14 protein-coding genes and 1 riboswitch are annotated in these 15,048 nt (G+C 64.4%); of the genes, 10 read left to right on the top strand and 4 right to left on the bottom strand.

Translation table 11 applies throughout. The features are described 5' to 3' along the window. The first annotated feature begins 49 nt into the window (after positions 1-49). From HMI58_RS13325 to HMI58_RS13335, 3 genes are all read left to right on the top strand, one after another. Entirely contained in the window at positions 50-322 is a 273-nt protein-coding gene (locus HMI58_RS13325; RefSeq protein WP_171585224.1) for a DUF2277 domain-containing protein, read from the top strand. 109 nt (positions 323-431) lie between these two features. Continuing rightward, on the top strand, positions 432-842 hold the full coding sequence (locus HMI58_RS13330) for a VOC family protein (protein WP_171585223.1): 411 nt from the start codon (positions 432-434) through the stop codon (positions 840-842). Between the two features lie 34 nt (positions 843-876). Beyond that, on the top strand, positions 877-1,638 hold the full coding sequence (locus HMI58_RS13335) for a class I SAM-dependent methyltransferase (protein ID WP_171620418.1): 762 nt from the start codon (positions 877-879) through the stop codon (positions 1,636-1,638). Between the two features lie 64 nt (positions 1,639-1,702). On the opposite strand, the gene HMI58_RS13340 is transcribed toward HMI58_RS13335, so the two are convergent. From HMI58_RS13340 to HMI58_RS14765, 3 genes are all read right to left on the bottom strand, one after another. Then, positions 1,703-2,407, bottom strand: coding sequence for an alpha/beta hydrolase (locus HMI58_RS13340; RefSeq protein WP_171620420.1), 705 nt, complete (start codon positions 2,405-2,407; stop codon positions 1,703-1,705). 90 nt (positions 2,408-2,497) lie between these two features. Continuing rightward, complete coding sequence (locus HMI58_RS13345; RefSeq protein ID WP_171620422.1) at positions 2,498-3,145, bottom strand: VOC family protein; 648 nt, start codon at positions 3,143-3,145, stop codon at positions 2,498-2,500. 66 nt (positions 3,146-3,211) lie between these two features. Then, the gene (locus HMI58_RS14765) at positions 3,212-4,033 is read right to left on the bottom strand and encodes a hypothetical protein (RefSeq protein ID WP_225668135.1); all 822 of its coding nucleotides are present in this window, start codon (positions 4,031-4,033) and stop codon (positions 3,212-3,214) included. A gap of 183 nt (positions 4,034-4,216) precedes the next feature. Between HMI58_RS14765 and HMI58_RS13360 the strand changes: the two genes are divergently transcribed. Continuing rightward, complete coding sequence (locus HMI58_RS13360; protein WP_171620424.1) at positions 4,217-5,380, top strand: low temperature requirement protein A; 1,164 nt, start codon at positions 4,217-4,219, stop codon at positions 5,378-5,380. Positions 5,381-5,583: 203 nt separating this feature from the next. On the opposite strand, the gene HMI58_RS13365 is transcribed toward HMI58_RS13360, so the two are convergent. Then, positions 5,584-6,753 (bottom strand): VOC family protein, encoded by a 1,170-nt coding sequence (locus HMI58_RS13365; RefSeq protein ID WP_171620426.1) that lies wholly within the window; start codon positions 6,751-6,753, stop codon positions 5,584-5,586. 147 nt (positions 6,754-6,900) lie between these two features. After that, positions 6,901-6,989: riboswitch (SAM riboswitch) on the top strand. A gap of 78 nt (positions 6,990-7,067) precedes the next feature. On the opposite strand from HMI58_RS13365, the gene HMI58_RS13370 reads away from it, so the two are divergent. Genes HMI58_RS13370 through HMI58_RS13395 form a run of 6 tightly spaced genes read left to right on the top strand, consistent with a single transcriptional unit; the run spans position 7,068 to position 15,025 of the window. After that, a complete protein-coding gene (locus tag HMI58_RS13370; RefSeq protein WP_225668137.1) occupies positions 7,068-8,744 on the top strand; it encodes an ABC transporter substrate-binding protein in 1,677 nt (558 codons plus the stop codon). 5 nt (positions 8,745-8,749) lie between these two features. Beyond that, complete coding sequence (locus HMI58_RS13375; protein WP_171620428.1) at positions 8,750-9,709, top strand: ABC transporter permease; 960 nt, start codon at positions 8,750-8,752, stop codon at positions 9,707-9,709. Between the two features lie 27 nt (positions 9,710-9,736). Then, positions 9,737-10,630, top strand: a complete 894-nt coding sequence (locus HMI58_RS13380; protein WP_318779221.1) for an ABC transporter permease — start codon at positions 9,737-9,739, stop codon at positions 10,628-10,630. 13 nt (positions 10,631-10,643) lie between these two features. Then, positions 10,644-12,335: an ABC transporter ATP-binding protein gene (locus tag HMI58_RS13385; protein ID WP_171620430.1), complete on the top strand. Its 1,692-nt coding sequence runs from the start codon at positions 10,644-10,646 to the stop codon at positions 12,333-12,335. Between the two features lie 9 nt (positions 12,336-12,344). Further along, a complete protein-coding gene (locus HMI58_RS13390) occupies positions 12,345-13,628 on the top strand; it encodes an acyl-CoA dehydrogenase family protein (RefSeq protein ID WP_171620432.1) in 1,284 nt (427 codons plus the stop codon). Continuing rightward, complete coding sequence (locus HMI58_RS13395) at positions 13,625-15,025, top strand: NtaA/DmoA family FMN-dependent monooxygenase (protein ID WP_171620434.1); 1,401 nt, start codon at positions 13,625-13,627, stop codon at positions 15,023-15,025. Before HMI58_RS13390 ends, HMI58_RS13395 begins: the two co-directional genes overlap by 4 nt. Positions 15,026-15,048: the final 23 nt, after the last annotated feature.

Below are 15,048 nucleotides of genomic sequence, written 5' to 3' on the forward strand. Positions count from 1 at the left end.
ACCGGACCAGCTATTCCCCCCGCGCTGAAGTCGGCCTACGCTATGGAATATGTGCAGAAACATCCGACCTCTGTCCAATTTCGAACCGTCTGCCACCGACGAGGAAATCCATGCTGCCGCCCTGCAATACGTTCGCAAGGTGAGCGGTTCCACCCGTCCCTCGAAGGCAAACCAGGAGGTGTTCGACACCGCCGTCGAGCGCATCGCCCACGTGACGGCGCACCTGCTCGACGATCTGGTGACCACGGCTCCTCCCAAGGACCGGGAGATTGAAGCTGAGAAGCACCGCGCGCGAACAGCTAAGCGGTTCGCGACCGCTTAGCTGTTCCTGGCCCCGGGCCGACACGGCCGGGGTCGGGCAGGCTCCCCGGGGTCTGCCATCAATGACCGCTGTCTAGCCTTCACCCCTCCAGCACTGTCAGGAGTTTGTGATGACCACCCGATTGAATCCCTACCTCAATTTCAATGGCAACGCCCGGGAGGCAATGACCTTCTACCACTCGGTCTTCTCCGGGGAGCTCTCACTGAGCACTTTCGGTGAAAACCAGATGAGCCAGGACCCATCCGACGCCGAAAAGATCATGCACGGGCAGCTCGAAACTGATGGCGGGCTCCTGTTGATGGGCGCCGATATTCCCAACGGTATGTCCTACACGGAGGGCGACAACTTTTCGGTGTCACTAAGCGGCGAAGACGAGGAGGAACTGCGCGGCTATTGGGAGAAGCTCTCGGGTTCAGGCACCGTCACCGTGCCGCTGGAGCGGGCACCCTGGGGCGACAGCTTCGGTATGTGCAAGGACCAGTTCGGGGTCGACTGGCTGGTCAACATCAGCGGAGCCTGAGCTCGCACGCAGGTAGCGCCAGAGTGGGGTGTACATGGGATTCGCCGTTGGCGCCGACTCCTATGACCGCTTCATGGGACAGTATTCGGTGCCGTTGGCCCGGGAGTTCGTCAGTCTTGCCGGAGTCCACCACGGCGAGCGGGTGCTGGACGTCGGGTGTGGCCCCGGAGCGTTGACCGTTCAACTCGCGTCACTGCTGGGCCCGGAGCAGGTCGCGGGGGTTGATCCGTCGGCCCCGTTTGTCGATGCTGCCCGGGTACGGCTGCCCGGCGTTGACATTCGTCGGGGCACCGCCGAGGACCTGCCTTTCCGGGACGGTTCCTTCGACGTCGCCCTCGCGCAACTGGTGGTTCATTTCATGGCAGACCCTGTTGCAGGCCTGCGGGAAATGTCGCGGGTCACCCGCAGCGGTGGGATCGTTGCAGCCTGCGTGTGTGACCACGCCGGCGCGAAAGGTCCACTCGCCACGTTCTGGGAGGCGGTCCAATCGATCGACGATCTGGCGCCGACCGAAGCGGACCTCGCCGGCACGGCCGAGGGACAGTTGGCCGCCCTGTTCGATGCTGCCGGACTGAGAGAAATCGAGCAGGGCAGTATGACAGTGCGGGTGGAGTTCGAGTCGTTCGCTGCCTGGTGGGAGCCCTATACCCTCGGTGTCGGACCGGCGGGAGACTATGTCAGGCGCCTGGACATGCCAGGCCGTGAAGAGTTGCGGCATGCCTGCGCCGGGTTGCTTCCGGCCGCCCCGTTCGGGATCGACGCGACGGCGTGGACGGTCAGGGCGCGCCCAGGGTGACCCCTGTTGGCCCGGGATGGACAGTCTGCTCGCAGCACTGGGTAATTCCAGTTCTTTGGTCAGCTCAGGACGTCCTGTCGACGGCGGCGAGAAGCACTGTGCCGAGATCCGCGGGACGGGTGAACTGGGGCCAGTGTCCGGTGGGTAGGTCGACGTAGTCGACATCCTGGACACGGGCCAGTTCGGCGACGAACGGATCCCCGGCAGCCATCCATCGTTTGAGCTGCTCCGAGGTGAATTCGCAGCAGATCACGGTCGTGGGAACAGTGAGGCGGCGTTCGTCGTGCAGTACCTGGCGGTCGGTGGCGACGCCCTTCGGCTGCGGGATGGCACGGGCGATGAACGCCGCGCGCAGTCCATCGTCCAGATCGATGAGGTCATCCTCCTCGAAGACCTCCCAGGCGGGGAGCGGAATGTCGTCGCCGTAGGATGGCAGTTCGTCGTTGATGTTTCCGCCGTCACCGAGGGGACCGCTGTCAACGTAAATCGCCCGCAGCACCCTATCGGGGCGCTGATCGAGCGCGCCGTAGATGATGGCTCCGCCGCCGGAATGACCCACCAGTACCACCGGCCCGCCGACGTCGTCGATTGCCTTCACCACCGCGTCGATGTGCTGGCGAAGTCCGATCCCGGACCGGGGTGCGTCCTTCGCCTCGAGCCCGGGCAGGGTGAGGGGATGAACCTGGTGTCCAGCCGCCACGAGCGGCGGAGTCACCTCATCCCACGACGATGCATCCAGCCAGAATCCGGGTACCAGAATGATGTCCATGCCCGGACCCTAGTCCGAACCGGCGCTTATCGGCAAGCAGCTGCCACTGCCCGAGCAGGCGGGCGGCGGTTGGCGCCCATCACGTGCAGGTCACCGGTTCAGGCAGGTACACACGCAGGCTTTGTTGCCCTCAGGATCGGCCAGGACGACGAAGGCGGGCGCCTGTTCGTCGTCGACCACGCGTCCACCCGCAGCAACGGCAGCGGCGATGCGCTGCTCGGCCACGTCGTGGGGGACCCACAGATCAACGTGGAAGCGCTGCCGTGGAGTGTCGTGCGGGTCGGTGGACTGGAACCAGAGGACCGGCATCCGGCCATTGGGGTCAACGATGTCGTCACCCTCCTGCGCGTCAGCGCTGCCCGTGAGGAGGGCCGCCCAGAAGGGTCCCACGGCGGCGAGGTTGGCGGTATCCAGGGAGAGCTCCAGTCCACCCAACGCTTCGGGACTAGGTGGCAAGCCCATCTCCCGCGCAATGTCGCTGACCGCCCGCGCCAGGTCCACATCACGCTGAGACACCCCGCCGACGTCGTGGCTGATCAGGGAAAGGTCGACATACGACGTGGTCAGGGTGATGGACGGGTGGTGGTTCTTCGCTGCAGCGGCTTCAGCGATGGCGGCAACAAAGGCGGCACCGGTGGCGTAGTCGGGAATGCCAAATCTGGCATGGATAGCCTGTGCCAGTTTCCGCCAGTCGGCGAGGTCTGCTTCGAGGAGCTGGTCGATGGTGAGTGAGTCCATGCCACCAGTATGTCGGCGGGAGGCCTGCCCGGGAAGGACCTTGGGCGAGGCAGCGAAGGGTGGGTGTTAGCGGTCCACAGCGATCCCAGGCTGGTCGGCCGGGGGAGTGGCGCCGGTACCGTCGACTACTGGCGACTGGTCCCTCAGGAAGAAGGCGCCCAGGGAGCCAGCCAGGGTGGCGAACACTGCTACCGAGTAGATGGCGAGCAGCACCTGGAGGATCCGGGCAAAGTGGTCGGTGGGGGTGATTCCGGTTCCGGTGATGGTGGCCATCGAGGCCTCGAAGAGGGCCTCGGTGTAGGACTCGTGGGACCCCGTGGCGTAGAGCAGTTGGCTGGCAGCGAGGATGACGACGGCGGTCACAGCCGCGAGCCACCCAATCCTGCTGGAAAGCAGCCTGCCAGCCGAGCGCGACCCCCTGATGCCGGCTGAAAGGATGCCGCCGAACCGGGCAAACCGGGCGACCCTGATCAACCGGAACGCCTGCAGGGCCCGAAAGAATCGCAGGAAAGGAACCAGCAGGAAGATCAGCTGCCACCAGTTCTTTCGCCAGAACGCGCCGCTGAGCTCCCCGTCAATGACCAGGGCAACCGGCTTCGCAGTAACGAGTGAGCGGACCCACGGCCACCGTGCCGAAAGCCAGGCGACAATGAACTGGAGGGTTGCGAGCAACACCAGGGCGGTGATTCCCTGGGCAAAGGTGACATCGGCGCTGAGCAGGATTGTCGCCAGGGTGGATCCGAGGGCCACCGTGACGATGAAATCGAAGGCGTTGAGCTGGCCGAGCGTGCGTTTGCCCGAGGCCCGCAACACCAGGACCAGTGCGGCGTAGGACACCGATCCGATGATCAGCACACGGACAACCTGTTCCCACGATTCAAACCACATACCGAAATCTCTTCACACCGGCTGGATCCGGCGGTTCGGGCTCATAGGGCCAGGGCTAGCGAACTGCTGGAGTATCGCCGACGTCACGCTGGCGAGTGCTCCCTTGACTTCTCTGCTGACCGTCGTCAGGCTTGTCGACAACAGGAGGGGCATCTGTCAGCTCCTGGCCAATGGAGGATACCGATGATCCGTGCCAGGTCGCTGATGCGCTCCACGACCTCCGGAGACGGGGTCACCCGCCTTGAGCTATTCTTCGATCTGGTGTTTGTCCTCGCGTTGTGGCAGCTATCGCATCATTTGCTGGAGCATCCTTCCTGGGTGGGGGCCGGCGAGACATTTGTGCTTCTGCTTGCGGTCTACAAGGTGTGGGTGTACACGACCTGGTCCGCGACGTTACTGGACACTTCGCGGCTTGAGGTGCAATGGATGCTCCTGGTCGTCATGCTTGTCACGCTGTTTATGAACGCCTCAATCGGATCAGCGTTTGGCGCGTTCGGCTGGCTCTTTGCTGGAAGCTATCTCCTGGTCCAGCTGGGCCGGGGTGTCTGGATGCTCACTGCCGGACTTGACCGCACCACTCACAGCCATTTCGTGCGCACTCTGATCTGGGGGTGGATGAGCGCGCCGTTTTGGATTGCCGGCGTCTTCTTCGGTCCGGAGCTGCGTTTGATGTTCTGGGGTTTCGCTGCCGCAATCGATCTTGGCGGCCATATGCTTGCGCACCGGTTGCCTGGGCGAAAGACCGAAGGAGGCAGTGTTCCGCTGCCGGGGGAGAGGATCTTCGAGCGGTTCGGGTTGTTCTACCTGATCGCGCTCGGCGAGACGATCCTTTCAACCGGCCTGGCAATTGCAGGCAACCTGCAGGATCCCTTCATATTTCTGACGGGGACCATAAGTTTGGCCGGAAGCGTCGCTATTTGGTGGTGCTATTTTCATGGCCTCGAACAGGACATTCTGGACAGGCTCAAGTCCGTCGATGATCAATTCCGGCCCGGTATTTTGGCTGGTAACACCTTGGTCCTGTTATTGGCAGGCTTGATCCTGGTGGCGGTGGGTGATCAGCTTGTGATCAACGATCCGGCCATCCGCCCCGATCTATCAACTGTTCTTCTTCTCTATAGTGGGCCGGCTCTCTTCCTTGCCGCACGGGGCTTTCTCATCCGACAGGTACTGGACCGACGCACCCCATCTGATCTCGCAGGAATCGGAGCCCTGGTGGTGCTGGCAACGGTGAGCTTCCTCCTTCCCGCCTTCATCGCCGCGATGGGGGCGGTTCTTCCTCTCATCGGCGTAGCAGTTTTCGACGCCGTGGACCGCCGACGCCGAACGCACCAGGCAGTCCGCTGATCACCTGCTCGACGCCCAGGCGCGGACCCGAATCCAGCTTTGCCAGTTGCGAAGTGGTCTGCCAAACAACGAAAACCGGCTCCTGAAATTCGAGGGCGACAGTCGAGTCGCTGGGCAGCGGAGTAGGGAATCCATTCATTAGTTGACATAATGTAGATTATCGGCGCTTTATCAAACGCGGCGGAAGGGGCAGAACGGGCTTGTTAGGATCCGCTGACGATAACCAGTTCGTTACCCTCGGGATCGGCCACACGCCAGCGCCCAGCAGACTCCTCAAGGAGCGTGCCACCGGCGGCGAGGCACGCAGCGAGTCGCGGGTGAACGGCATCCGACGGCACGGCAAGCTCAACATGGATTCGGTTCCGCTGGCGGCGTCGATCAGCGTCTGTCGCGTCAAGTTCCTGAAACACCAGAACCGGATTCAGACGCAAAGGATCGACAATATCGCTGACCCCGTCCCGCGGGTCCGCGACGTATCCGAGCGCGGCGATCCAGAATGCCCGCACCAGAGGTAGATCGGCGGCGTCGAGGAACAGTTGGGCAAAGCGTGGCAGCGCCGGATCAGCAGTTGCCCCGAGCCGGCGTGCAGCGCCCTGGAGTTTCACGGCGAGGTCAGTGAAGTCCACGCCGTCGGGGTTGTCTTCCCACTGGTCCTTGCCGCTGTCCAGGATCACCAGCCCGGGTCTCAGGTCGATCACCAGGGGAAGGCCTGCGGCGTCGGCCAGCGACGCTGCTGCAGCGGCCAGGTCGCGCTGCTGTGGTGGTGAGGTGGTCCGGTAGCACGCCATAGCGCTGAACACCGCTAGCCAATCGGCGGTCCCACTCCCCTCACCCAGCGCTCCGCCGGGTACCAGGTCAACCTCGTTGCCGTCGGGATCGGCGTAACAGACCCCGTACGGCCCTGAGGCTTCGCCGAGACCGGCCTGTCCGACCGCTTCGGCAGGCCGTACGACGTCGAGGTGGATGCGGTTTCTCAGGGGCCGGACCTCGGCCGTGGACTGGATCCGCAGTGCCGGATCGCGCTTTAGCGGATCAGCCAGACCGCCGTCCGCTGCGGGCACGTAGGCGAACGCACGCTGCCAGAAGGTCCGGAGCGCCGACGGGTTCGTTGATTCAAACACGACATTCACGTGCTGCAGCCCTGCAGTGTTCGCGGCCAACCCGAGGTCACGCGCCGCGGCGGACACCGCCCCGGTGTGGTCTGCCGAATCGGCGCGGACCCGCACGCCTGTCGCGCGGACGTCCACCACCTGACCGGGTGAGAGCTCCATGATGCGCCCCGCCAGCGCTGCACCCTCGCTCAGCGATGGCGCGTCGAACCATGCCGTGAAGGCGCCGTCGACCGCACGCCAATCCGTCCCGATCCCAGTCATACCCGGCACTGTACAACCCATTCCCTGCAATCTCCAGAGACGAATGTTTCGTTGGAAGTCGTCCGGATCGAGGGTGTTCTTGATCGGCCAATCATTGTGCGATTAGATCACCATAGTCCTTTTCGGGTATCGCTCCCCGGGACTGAACAACCATCCAGAGCGGCTGAGAGACCTGGCTCGTTGAAGCCGCAGCAACCACCCTTTGGGGCCGGTGCTACTGCCAGGACCGATGGAGATAGCCTTATCCCCCGTTGGTTCCGCCCCCTCGTTTTGGGGTCCGATCCTTCAGCGTGCGCGGATAGGGAAGCTCGATCATGACTGAGAGGATCGGCATGACTTCCCGCCCCAACAGAACCCCACCACGACGTGTCCCAGCGCGTCACTCGCTCCGTCTGACAGCACTGCTGGGGATCGCAGCGCTGGCCCTGGCTGGCTGCGGTTCAGCCGCTGGCCCAGCTACCGGGCAGAACCCTGTGTCCGGCGAACCCGTTGAGGGAGGAACCCTGGTCTACGCCGAGGTGACGCCGATCAACAACTGGCAGACCCAGTCCGCCCGGTTCTATGAGAAATCAAATGTGCTCAACAGCGTGCTGGACCGCCTGACCTATTTCGATGCAGGTACATCCGAACTGGTCCCCTGGATCGCGTCCGAATTCTCCAGCAGCGACGACGCCACCGAGTTCACCTTCACCATTCGACCCGGTGTCACGTTCAGCGACGGCAGCCCGCTCGACGCCGAAGCCGTCAAGCTGAACTTCGATGCCCTCGGTCTGGGCATCGAAGCAGCCCAAATCCAGCCAAACGTGGACTTCGCGGGTTACGAGAAGGCCGAGGTGATCGGCGAAGACCAGGTCCGGGTGACCCTGACCTCTCCCAACGCCAACTTCCTGCGCGCCACCTCATCGGTCACTGCCGGGCTGGTCTCCCCCGCAACACTGAAGTTGGACGCCGCCGGGCAATCAGCCATCGCCGAGATCTCCGGATCGGGACCATTCACCTTCGAATCGGAGCAGCCCGATGAGGAAGTGGTCCTGGCGAAGCGTCCCGACTACGCCTGGGCTCCGGAATCGGCTGAGAACCAGGGGGACCCCTACCTGGACAAGGTGGTCATCAAGTATCTGCCGGAGGTCGCCCACCGGGCGGGCGCGATCCAATCGGGGCAAGTGGATCTGGCACGTGGCCTCCAGCCCCTGGACGAGGGGACCCTCGCGGCATCAGGGAACCAGGTCCTCCCCGCGCAGGGGGTGGACCTGACCGTGAATATGGCGGCGGTCCGGATCGGGAGCGGGAAGCTCGACGACGTGAACGTCCGCCGCGCCCTGCAGATCGGCATCGACCGGCAGTCCCTCAAGGAGACAGTCCTGTCCGACAGCTATGATCTCGCTGCGTCGGTGCTGAACCGTCAGGCACCAGGCTTCACTGACCTGTCCGCTGAACTTGAATACCAGCCTGACAAGGCCAGGCAACTGCTCGACGACGCCGGATGGACAGTCGGGGCGGACGGCATTCGGGAGAAGGACGGCGTGGCGCTGGAAGTCACCGTCACCAGCTCCAACAATTCGGTGGTCATCAAACCCGCGTTCGAGCTGATCGAGCAGCAGTGGCGGGAGATCGGTGTGAAGCTGATCAACCGGGCCGGCGACAACACCTTCCTGGCGACAGCGATGCCGGACCCCTCGGTCGAGTTTTTCGGCACCCGCCAGTTCATCTACGGAGGCCTCGGCCCCATCTTCGAGCCAGCCAATAACACCATGACCCATACCAGCGACGACGAACTCAATGAGATTTTCGCCGCCGAACGCGCCGCCACGCCCGGTCCGGAGCGTGATGAACTATTAGCCGCGGAGCAACACGCACTGGTCGTGGATAAGGCCTACTCCCTGGTGTTGTGGGACGAGGTCCAAGTCTACGGCGCGCACCGGGATACCCGGGTGGAGTTCACCTCGGGGACGGCACCTGTCTTCCAGGGCGCCTGGAAGACAGGTGGGTAGCACCGGTGGCCCGCTATCTCGCGCAACGGGTGGGCCAGGCGATCCTGGTGGTGTGGCTCGCCTACACCCTGGTTTTCCTCGCGGTTCAACTGCTGCCCAGCGATCCAGTGACCATCTTCCTGACTGCAGATTCTGCGGTGGACCAGGCAGCAATCGACACGATGAAGAGCCAATACGGCTATGACCAGCCGCTGTTGGTGCAGTACCTGAACCAACTCGTGGGTGTGCTGTCGGGCAATTTCGGCTACTCCCTGGCATCGGGACAATCGGTGCTGGACCGGATCAGCGGTGTGGCCGGGTCGACGGTTGCCTTGGCTGGCTCGGCCTTCATCGTCGCCGGCCTGATGGCCGTCATCGTCGTTGCCGCCGCCACCCTGACCCGGTCGGCGATTCTCCGCCGGGTCCTGGTGAACCTGCCGCCCCTGCTCGCTGCCGTACCGGTGTTCTGGCTCGGCCTGGTGCTGCTGGATCTGCTCTCGATCCGCTGGGGAGTGATGTCGCTGTTCCCCGATGGATCCGTGCTGTCCCTGGCCATACCGGTATTGGTCCTTGCGGCGGTTGTCTCGGCGCCCCTGGCCCAGGTGCTGCTCAAGAGCATGAACCAGGTCTACGACCAGCCGTTTATCGATGTCCTGCGCGCAAAGGGTGCGTCACGGTCCTGGATATTTTTCCGCCATGCCCTGAAGAACGCGGCCGGCCCCGCACTGACGGTCATGGGCATCACCGTCGGAACGCTCTTCGCCGGATCCGTGATCACTGAGACTGTCTTTGCGCGATCCGGTCTGGGCTCGGTGGTCCTGACGGCTGTCACTACCCAGGACGTGCCACTGGTGCAGGGGCTGGTCCTCCTGACGGCTTCGGTTTTCGTTGTCGTCAACCTGGTAGTCGACCTGCTGTATCCGCTGCTCGATCCCCGCATCCTCAAAAGCAATGGGCAGGGCGCCCCACGGGCCCTGACCGCCTGATGATCTACCTTCGATTGAGGTTTCACCGTGTCCACTACTCATGATTTCCCCGCCGGGGCACCCGTGCGTGACGGTGCCGGGCAGCCTGCCGCTGTCGCGCCAGCTTCCCCTTCCGGTCGACGGCGACTGAGGAATCCGTCCCTGTGGCTGACGGCGCTTCCCCTGGCCGTGATCGCTGCCTGGGCCATAGTCCCCGAATGGTTCACCGCCTATTCGCCGTTCGACGGGGTGCCCAGCGAAAATTTCCGGGCTCCGGACGCACACCACCTGTTTGGAACTGACCATTTGGGTCGTGACGTTTTCACCCGGGTGGTATTCGGGACCCGGCAGACTCTTCTCACCGCGGGTCTGGCCGTCGTGATCGGGCTGGTCGCGGGAACGATCATCGGACTGATCGCCGCCACCGCAGGACGGGTGGCCGACTCCGCGGCCATGCGGCTCGTTGACGTGCTGCTCGCCGTCCCGGGGTTCCTGATATCGCTGGTCATCGTCACCGCGTTCTCCCCCGGCCCCATCTCGCTCGGGATCGGGATCGGCATCGCGTCGGTTGCGTCCTTCGCCCGTGTGGTCAGGTCGGAGGTGCTGCGGGTGCGTAACCTCGACTTCGTTGAGGCGTCCTTCCTTAACGGTGGCACCTACCGGTCCGTCGTCGTCCGCCATATTCTGCCAAACGCAAGCGGGCCCGTCCTCGCGCTGCTGGCGGTAGACCTCGGTGCCGCCATCCTCGCCATCTCCGGGCTTGGCTTCCTGGGCTTCGGCGCTCCCCCACCGACCCCTGAATGGGGCCTGCTGATCGCCGAAGGGCGGCAGTACCTTGGCACTGCGTGGTGGCTTACCACCCTGCCGGGTGTCGTGATTGTGCTGACGGTCGTCCTGCTCGCCGCCCTGGGACGCCAACTTCTGAAAACCTTCCGTATCTAGCCAGGAGCACACTGTGAACACCAGCGAACCAGCTACCTACCCGGAGCGTGATCCGTTGCTCGTTATCGAGGGCTTGGAGATCGTCTACGGGCACGGCCCCACCGCTACGACCGCCGTCAACGACGCTGATCTCACCATCCGGCGTGGTGAGATTGTGGCAGTGGTCGGTGAGTCAGGATCCGGGAAATCGACCCTGGTGAAGTCCATCATCGGGTTGCTCCCAGCGGCTGCACGGCGCACAGCCGGATCCGTCATGCTCGGGGACACGAACCTCACCGACGCGAGTGAAAGGGACCTGGAAAGACTCCGGGGGGTTCGGATCTCGCTGGTGCCGCAAGACCCCGGTGCATCGCTCGACCCGGTGAAGACCATCGGGTCCCAGGTGGCCGAAGTCTTCCGGCTACACCCAGACGGTCCGCGACGATCACGCGCGGAGGTCAGGGCGGACGTCGTCCGGTTGCTCACTCTGGTGGGAATTGACCGCCCGGAGGAACGATTGAAGCAATACCCCCACGAGCTGTCTGGCGGCCTGAAGCAGCGTGTGCTCATCGCGATCGCGTTCAGCCTGCAACCTGATCTGTTGATCGCTGACGAGCCGACGTCGGCGCTCGACGTCACAGTGCAGGCGAGGATCCTCGACATCTTCGAACGCCTGGCGCGGGAATTCGGCACCGCGGTGATCTTTGTCACCCATGACCTCGCGGTCGCCACTGATCACGCCGTACGCATCGTGGTGATGCACCGTGGCCGCATCGTCGAGGACCGTCCTGTCGGCGACATCCTCGCCGCCCCCGAGCAGGACTATACGGTGCGGCTGCTCCGCGAGGCCTCACCGCACCGCCTCCCGGCCGAGCCCCGGCCCGGACTGGAACTGGATCGCACGTCAGCCACCCCGGCGATTGAGGTCACCGGCCTCACCCGTGACTTCAGCAGGGCGGGCGAAGTGCATCGGGCGGTCGACGACGTGTCGTTCAGCATCGCTGCGGGAACCACCTTTGCTCTAGTCGGTGAGTCCGGGTCCGGCAAATCGACCACCGCACGCCTGATCCTCCGGCTGCTCGATCCGGGGGCAGGACAGATTCGCGTCCACGGCGACGACGTCACAACCGCCACCCGCCGCCAGAAACGCGAACTCTGGCGGAACCTGCAGCTGGTCTACCAGAACCCCGACTCGGCCCTCGACCCCCGTCTGCCCATCCGGGACATCGTTGGCGAGCCGCTCCTGAACTACCGCATCGGTAGCCGGGCCGAGCGGGCCAGACGCGTCGGCGAACTCCTTGAGCAGGTCGACCTTGCGCCCGGTTTCGCCAGCAAGCGCCCCCACGAATTATCGGGAGGGCAGCGCCAGCGCGTCGCGATCGCACGGGCCCTCGCGTTGGGTGCGCGGACCCTGGTTCTGGATGAGGCGCTCTCGGCCCTGGATGTCCTCACCCAGGCGCAGATACTCGACCTGTTGCGGAGCCTGCAGGACAGTCTCGGACTGACCTACCTGTTCATTTCCCACGACCTTCACGTCGTCGAACGGATCTCCACCACCGTTGGCGTCATGCGGCAGGGGAAACTCCTCGAAACGGGGGCCACCGCGCAGGTCTTCGGCAGTCCGGCGACCGAATATACCCAGTTGCTGCTCGCCGCCAACCCCGGCCACCGCCTTCGGCAACAGACCCCACTCTCCAGCCGGCCCCACGCCCTCTCAGCCACGTAAGGACAATCGATGACCACGACCACCAGTAACCAGAGCCCCAGGATCGAATCCCCCAGGGCCCACTCCGGCTCGGGTGAAGCGCGGTACGCAAAGCTTGCCGCCAGGTTCCGGCCGGTCTTCGACCGGATTGCCGAGGGGGAGCTGCACCGCGAAAAGAACCGGATCCTGCCCTATGAACAGGTGGGGTGGCTCAGGGAAGCAGGGTTCACCACCCTACGGGTACCAGCGGCCTTCGGCGGAGACCCGGTAAGTCATGAACACTTGTTTCGCCTCCTGATCGAACTGGCTGCCGCCGACTCGAATGTCGCACACTTGTTGCGCTCCCACTTCTCTTTTGTCGAGACGGCATGCCTGCAGTCCCCAGCCTTCAAGGACCGTTGGTTCCCGCGCATTGCGGCCGGCCAGATCTTCGGCAACGCGGCCACAGAACGTGGGGGAAACGCGCTGGGGACCACCCGGACCAGGCTGCACAACGAGCAGGGCCAGTGGTACCTGACCGGTGAGAAGTTCTACACCACCGGCAGCATCTTCGCTGACTGGGTGGTGGTCATGGCCAGCACCGAGGGTGTTGAGGGGCGCCAGTACGCGCTGGTGCCCGCTGGGGACCCGGGCGTCACCATCATCGACGACTGGGATGGGTTCGGCCAGCCCCTGACCGGGACCGGAACTGCGCGCTTCAACCGGGTGCCCGTGGTGGCGGAGGACATCTTGCAACGACAGGTGACCAGTACGCTGGAACCCGCGTTCTTCCAGCTTTTCCTCCTGGCTGTGCTGGCCGGCATTGGACGTGCCGCCCTGCGCGACGCCGTCGGACTGGTGCGCGCCCGGACCCGGACCTTCAACACAGGATCGGGAGGCTTGTTCCGTGACGAGTCACAGATCCAGGAACACGTCGGCCTGATCGCGTCGAAAGCCTACGCAGCCGACGCGATAGTAACCATCGCGGCCCGCGACCTCGACGCAGCCGTCGATCCCGCCCTGCAACTGCCCCCCGAGTCTGCCTTCCTCCGCGCTGAACTCGCCGTCGAACAAGCCCATGTGGCAGTTCCACCGCTGGTCCTCGCCATCACCAGCGAACTGTTCGACGTTGCTGGCGCTTCAGCCGTCGGCAGGGACAAGGCGCTGGACCGCCACTGGCGCAACGCGAGAACAGTTGCCACCCACAACCCGGCCCTCTTCAAAGCACGCTCCGTTGGTGACTACCTCATCAATGGCACCATCCCCGTGGGCCTGAACAGCATCGGCGACGCCGCAACCACACCATCGTCAACAACCGGAGGTACCCCGTCATGAGCGTTTTCACCGAACGACCCCGTCTGCTCCTCAGCGCGTTCGCCATGAACACCACCAGCCACATCCTCGGCGGACAATGGCGCCATCCGGCCGCCGAGCAGCACCGCTTCAACGACCTGCGGCTTTGGACCGACCTCGCACGGACTCTCGAAGAGGCCAAGTTCGATGCGCTCTTCCTTGCCGACGTCGTCGGACTCTACGGCAACCATGGTGGCGGCTGGAGCTCGCACGTGGAACGGGGGCTCCAGGTACCGGCGAACGACCCGCTGGTCCTGCAGTCGGCACTGGCGGCATCGACCGAGCACCTGGGTCTCGCTCTGACCAGCTCAGTCGTCCAGGCCCACCCATTCCAGTTCGCCCGGCAACTGTCTACCCTGGATCACCTCAGTGGCGGGCGGGTCGCCTGGAACATCGTCACCAGCGTGCTGGAAAACTCGTTCAGGAACTTCGGCAACGATGGACTGGTGGAACACGACAGCCGCTACGACTGGGCCGACGAGTATCTGGAGGTCTGCTACAAGCTCTGGGAAGGGTCCTGGGACGACGGCGCTTTGGTCCAGGACAAGGCCACCGGACGCCATGCTGACCCCTCAAAGGTGCACAAAATCAATCATCAGGGGCCGCGTTACTCGGTGGAGGGCCCGCATCTGGTGGCTCCCTCGCCCCAGCGCACCCCGCTCCTCTTCCAGGCCGGATCCTCGGGACGGGGCCAGCACTTCGCCGCCGCCAACGCCGAAGCCGCCTTCCTCTTCGCGCCGAACGTCGAGTATGCACGGAAAACGACTGCGTCAGTACGTGCCCTTGCCAGGACACTGGGCCGGCGCGACGAGGACATCAAGTTCTTCGCCGGGTTGTCCTTCGTCGTCGGGTCCACCGAAGCGGAGGTCAGGTCCAAGCAGGCCGAACTCGACGAGTACCTTGATCTTGACATGATCGTGGCGCACATCGGCGGAGGCATCGGGGTTGACCTGGGCGGCCTGCCCCTCGACACCACGCTTGGCGATGTCCGCACCGACGGCGCCCGCGGCGTCCTGGAGGCACTGTTCGCGTCGGTGCCTGGAGGCAACCCCACCATCGCCGATGTGGCCCGCTACCGCGCCTACAACCAACAGATCGCTGGTACGCCTGAACAAATCGTTGACCAGCTGGAATCCTGGCAGGAAGCCGGAGTGGACGGTATCAACATCATCAACCAGACCATTCCGGGCTCCTACCAGGACTTCATCGACGGAGTCCTTCCCGAACTGCGGAGGCGGGGCCTGGCCCAGACCGAGTACCGGCCAGGCACCCTGCGGGACAAGCTCTTTGGCGAGGGGCCTCTGCTCCCCCGCCGCCACCGGGCGGCCGCCCACCGCGGCGCATTCGCCGAGGCACTGGACCCGGTGACCGCCGGGTGACCTGGCCCGGGCCACACCGCCGG

Origin of the sequence: Arthrobacter sp. 147(2020) (assembly GCF_013116715.1) — a bacterium.
In the GTDB taxonomy this organism is placed as follows: Bacteria; Actinomycetota; Actinomycetes; order Actinomycetales; family Micrococcaceae; genus Arthrobacter_D.

Coding starts and splice junctions, on each gene's coding strand:
- HMI58_RS13325 (WP_171585224.1), top strand. CDS start 50: ATGTGCAGAAACATCCGACCTCTGTCCAATTTCGAACCGTCTGCCACC.
- HMI58_RS13330 (WP_171585223.1), top strand. CDS start 432: ATGACCACCCGATTGAATCCCTACCTCAATTTCAATGGCAACGCCCGG.
- HMI58_RS13335 (WP_171620418.1), top strand. CDS start 877: ATGGGATTCGCCGTTGGCGCCGACTCCTATGACCGCTTCATGGGACAG.
- HMI58_RS13340 (WP_171620420.1), bottom strand. CDS start 2,407: ATGGACATCATTCTGGTACCCGGATTCTGGCTGGATGCATCGTCGTGG.
- HMI58_RS13345 (WP_171620422.1), bottom strand. CDS start 3,145: ATGGACTCACTCACCATCGACCAGCTCCTCGAAGCAGACCTCGCCGAC.
- HMI58_RS14765 (WP_225668135.1), bottom strand. CDS start 4,033: ATGTGGTTTGAATCGTGGGAACAGGTTGTCCGTGTGCTGATCATCGGA.
- HMI58_RS13360 (WP_171620424.1), top strand. CDS start 4,217: ATGATCCGTGCCAGGTCGCTGATGCGCTCCACGACCTCCGGAGACGGG.
- HMI58_RS13365 (WP_171620426.1), bottom strand. CDS start 6,753: ATGACTGGGATCGGGACGGATTGGCGTGCGGTCGACGGCGCCTTCACG.
- HMI58_RS13370 (WP_225668137.1), top strand. CDS start 7,068: ATGACTGAGAGGATCGGCATGACTTCCCGCCCCAACAGAACCCCACCA.
- HMI58_RS13390 (WP_171620432.1), top strand. CDS start 12,345: ATGACCACGACCACCAGTAACCAGAGCCCCAGGATCGAATCCCCCAGG.
- HMI58_RS13395 (WP_171620434.1), top strand. CDS start 13,625: ATGAGCGTTTTCACCGAACGACCCCGTCTGCTCCTCAGCGCGTTCGCC.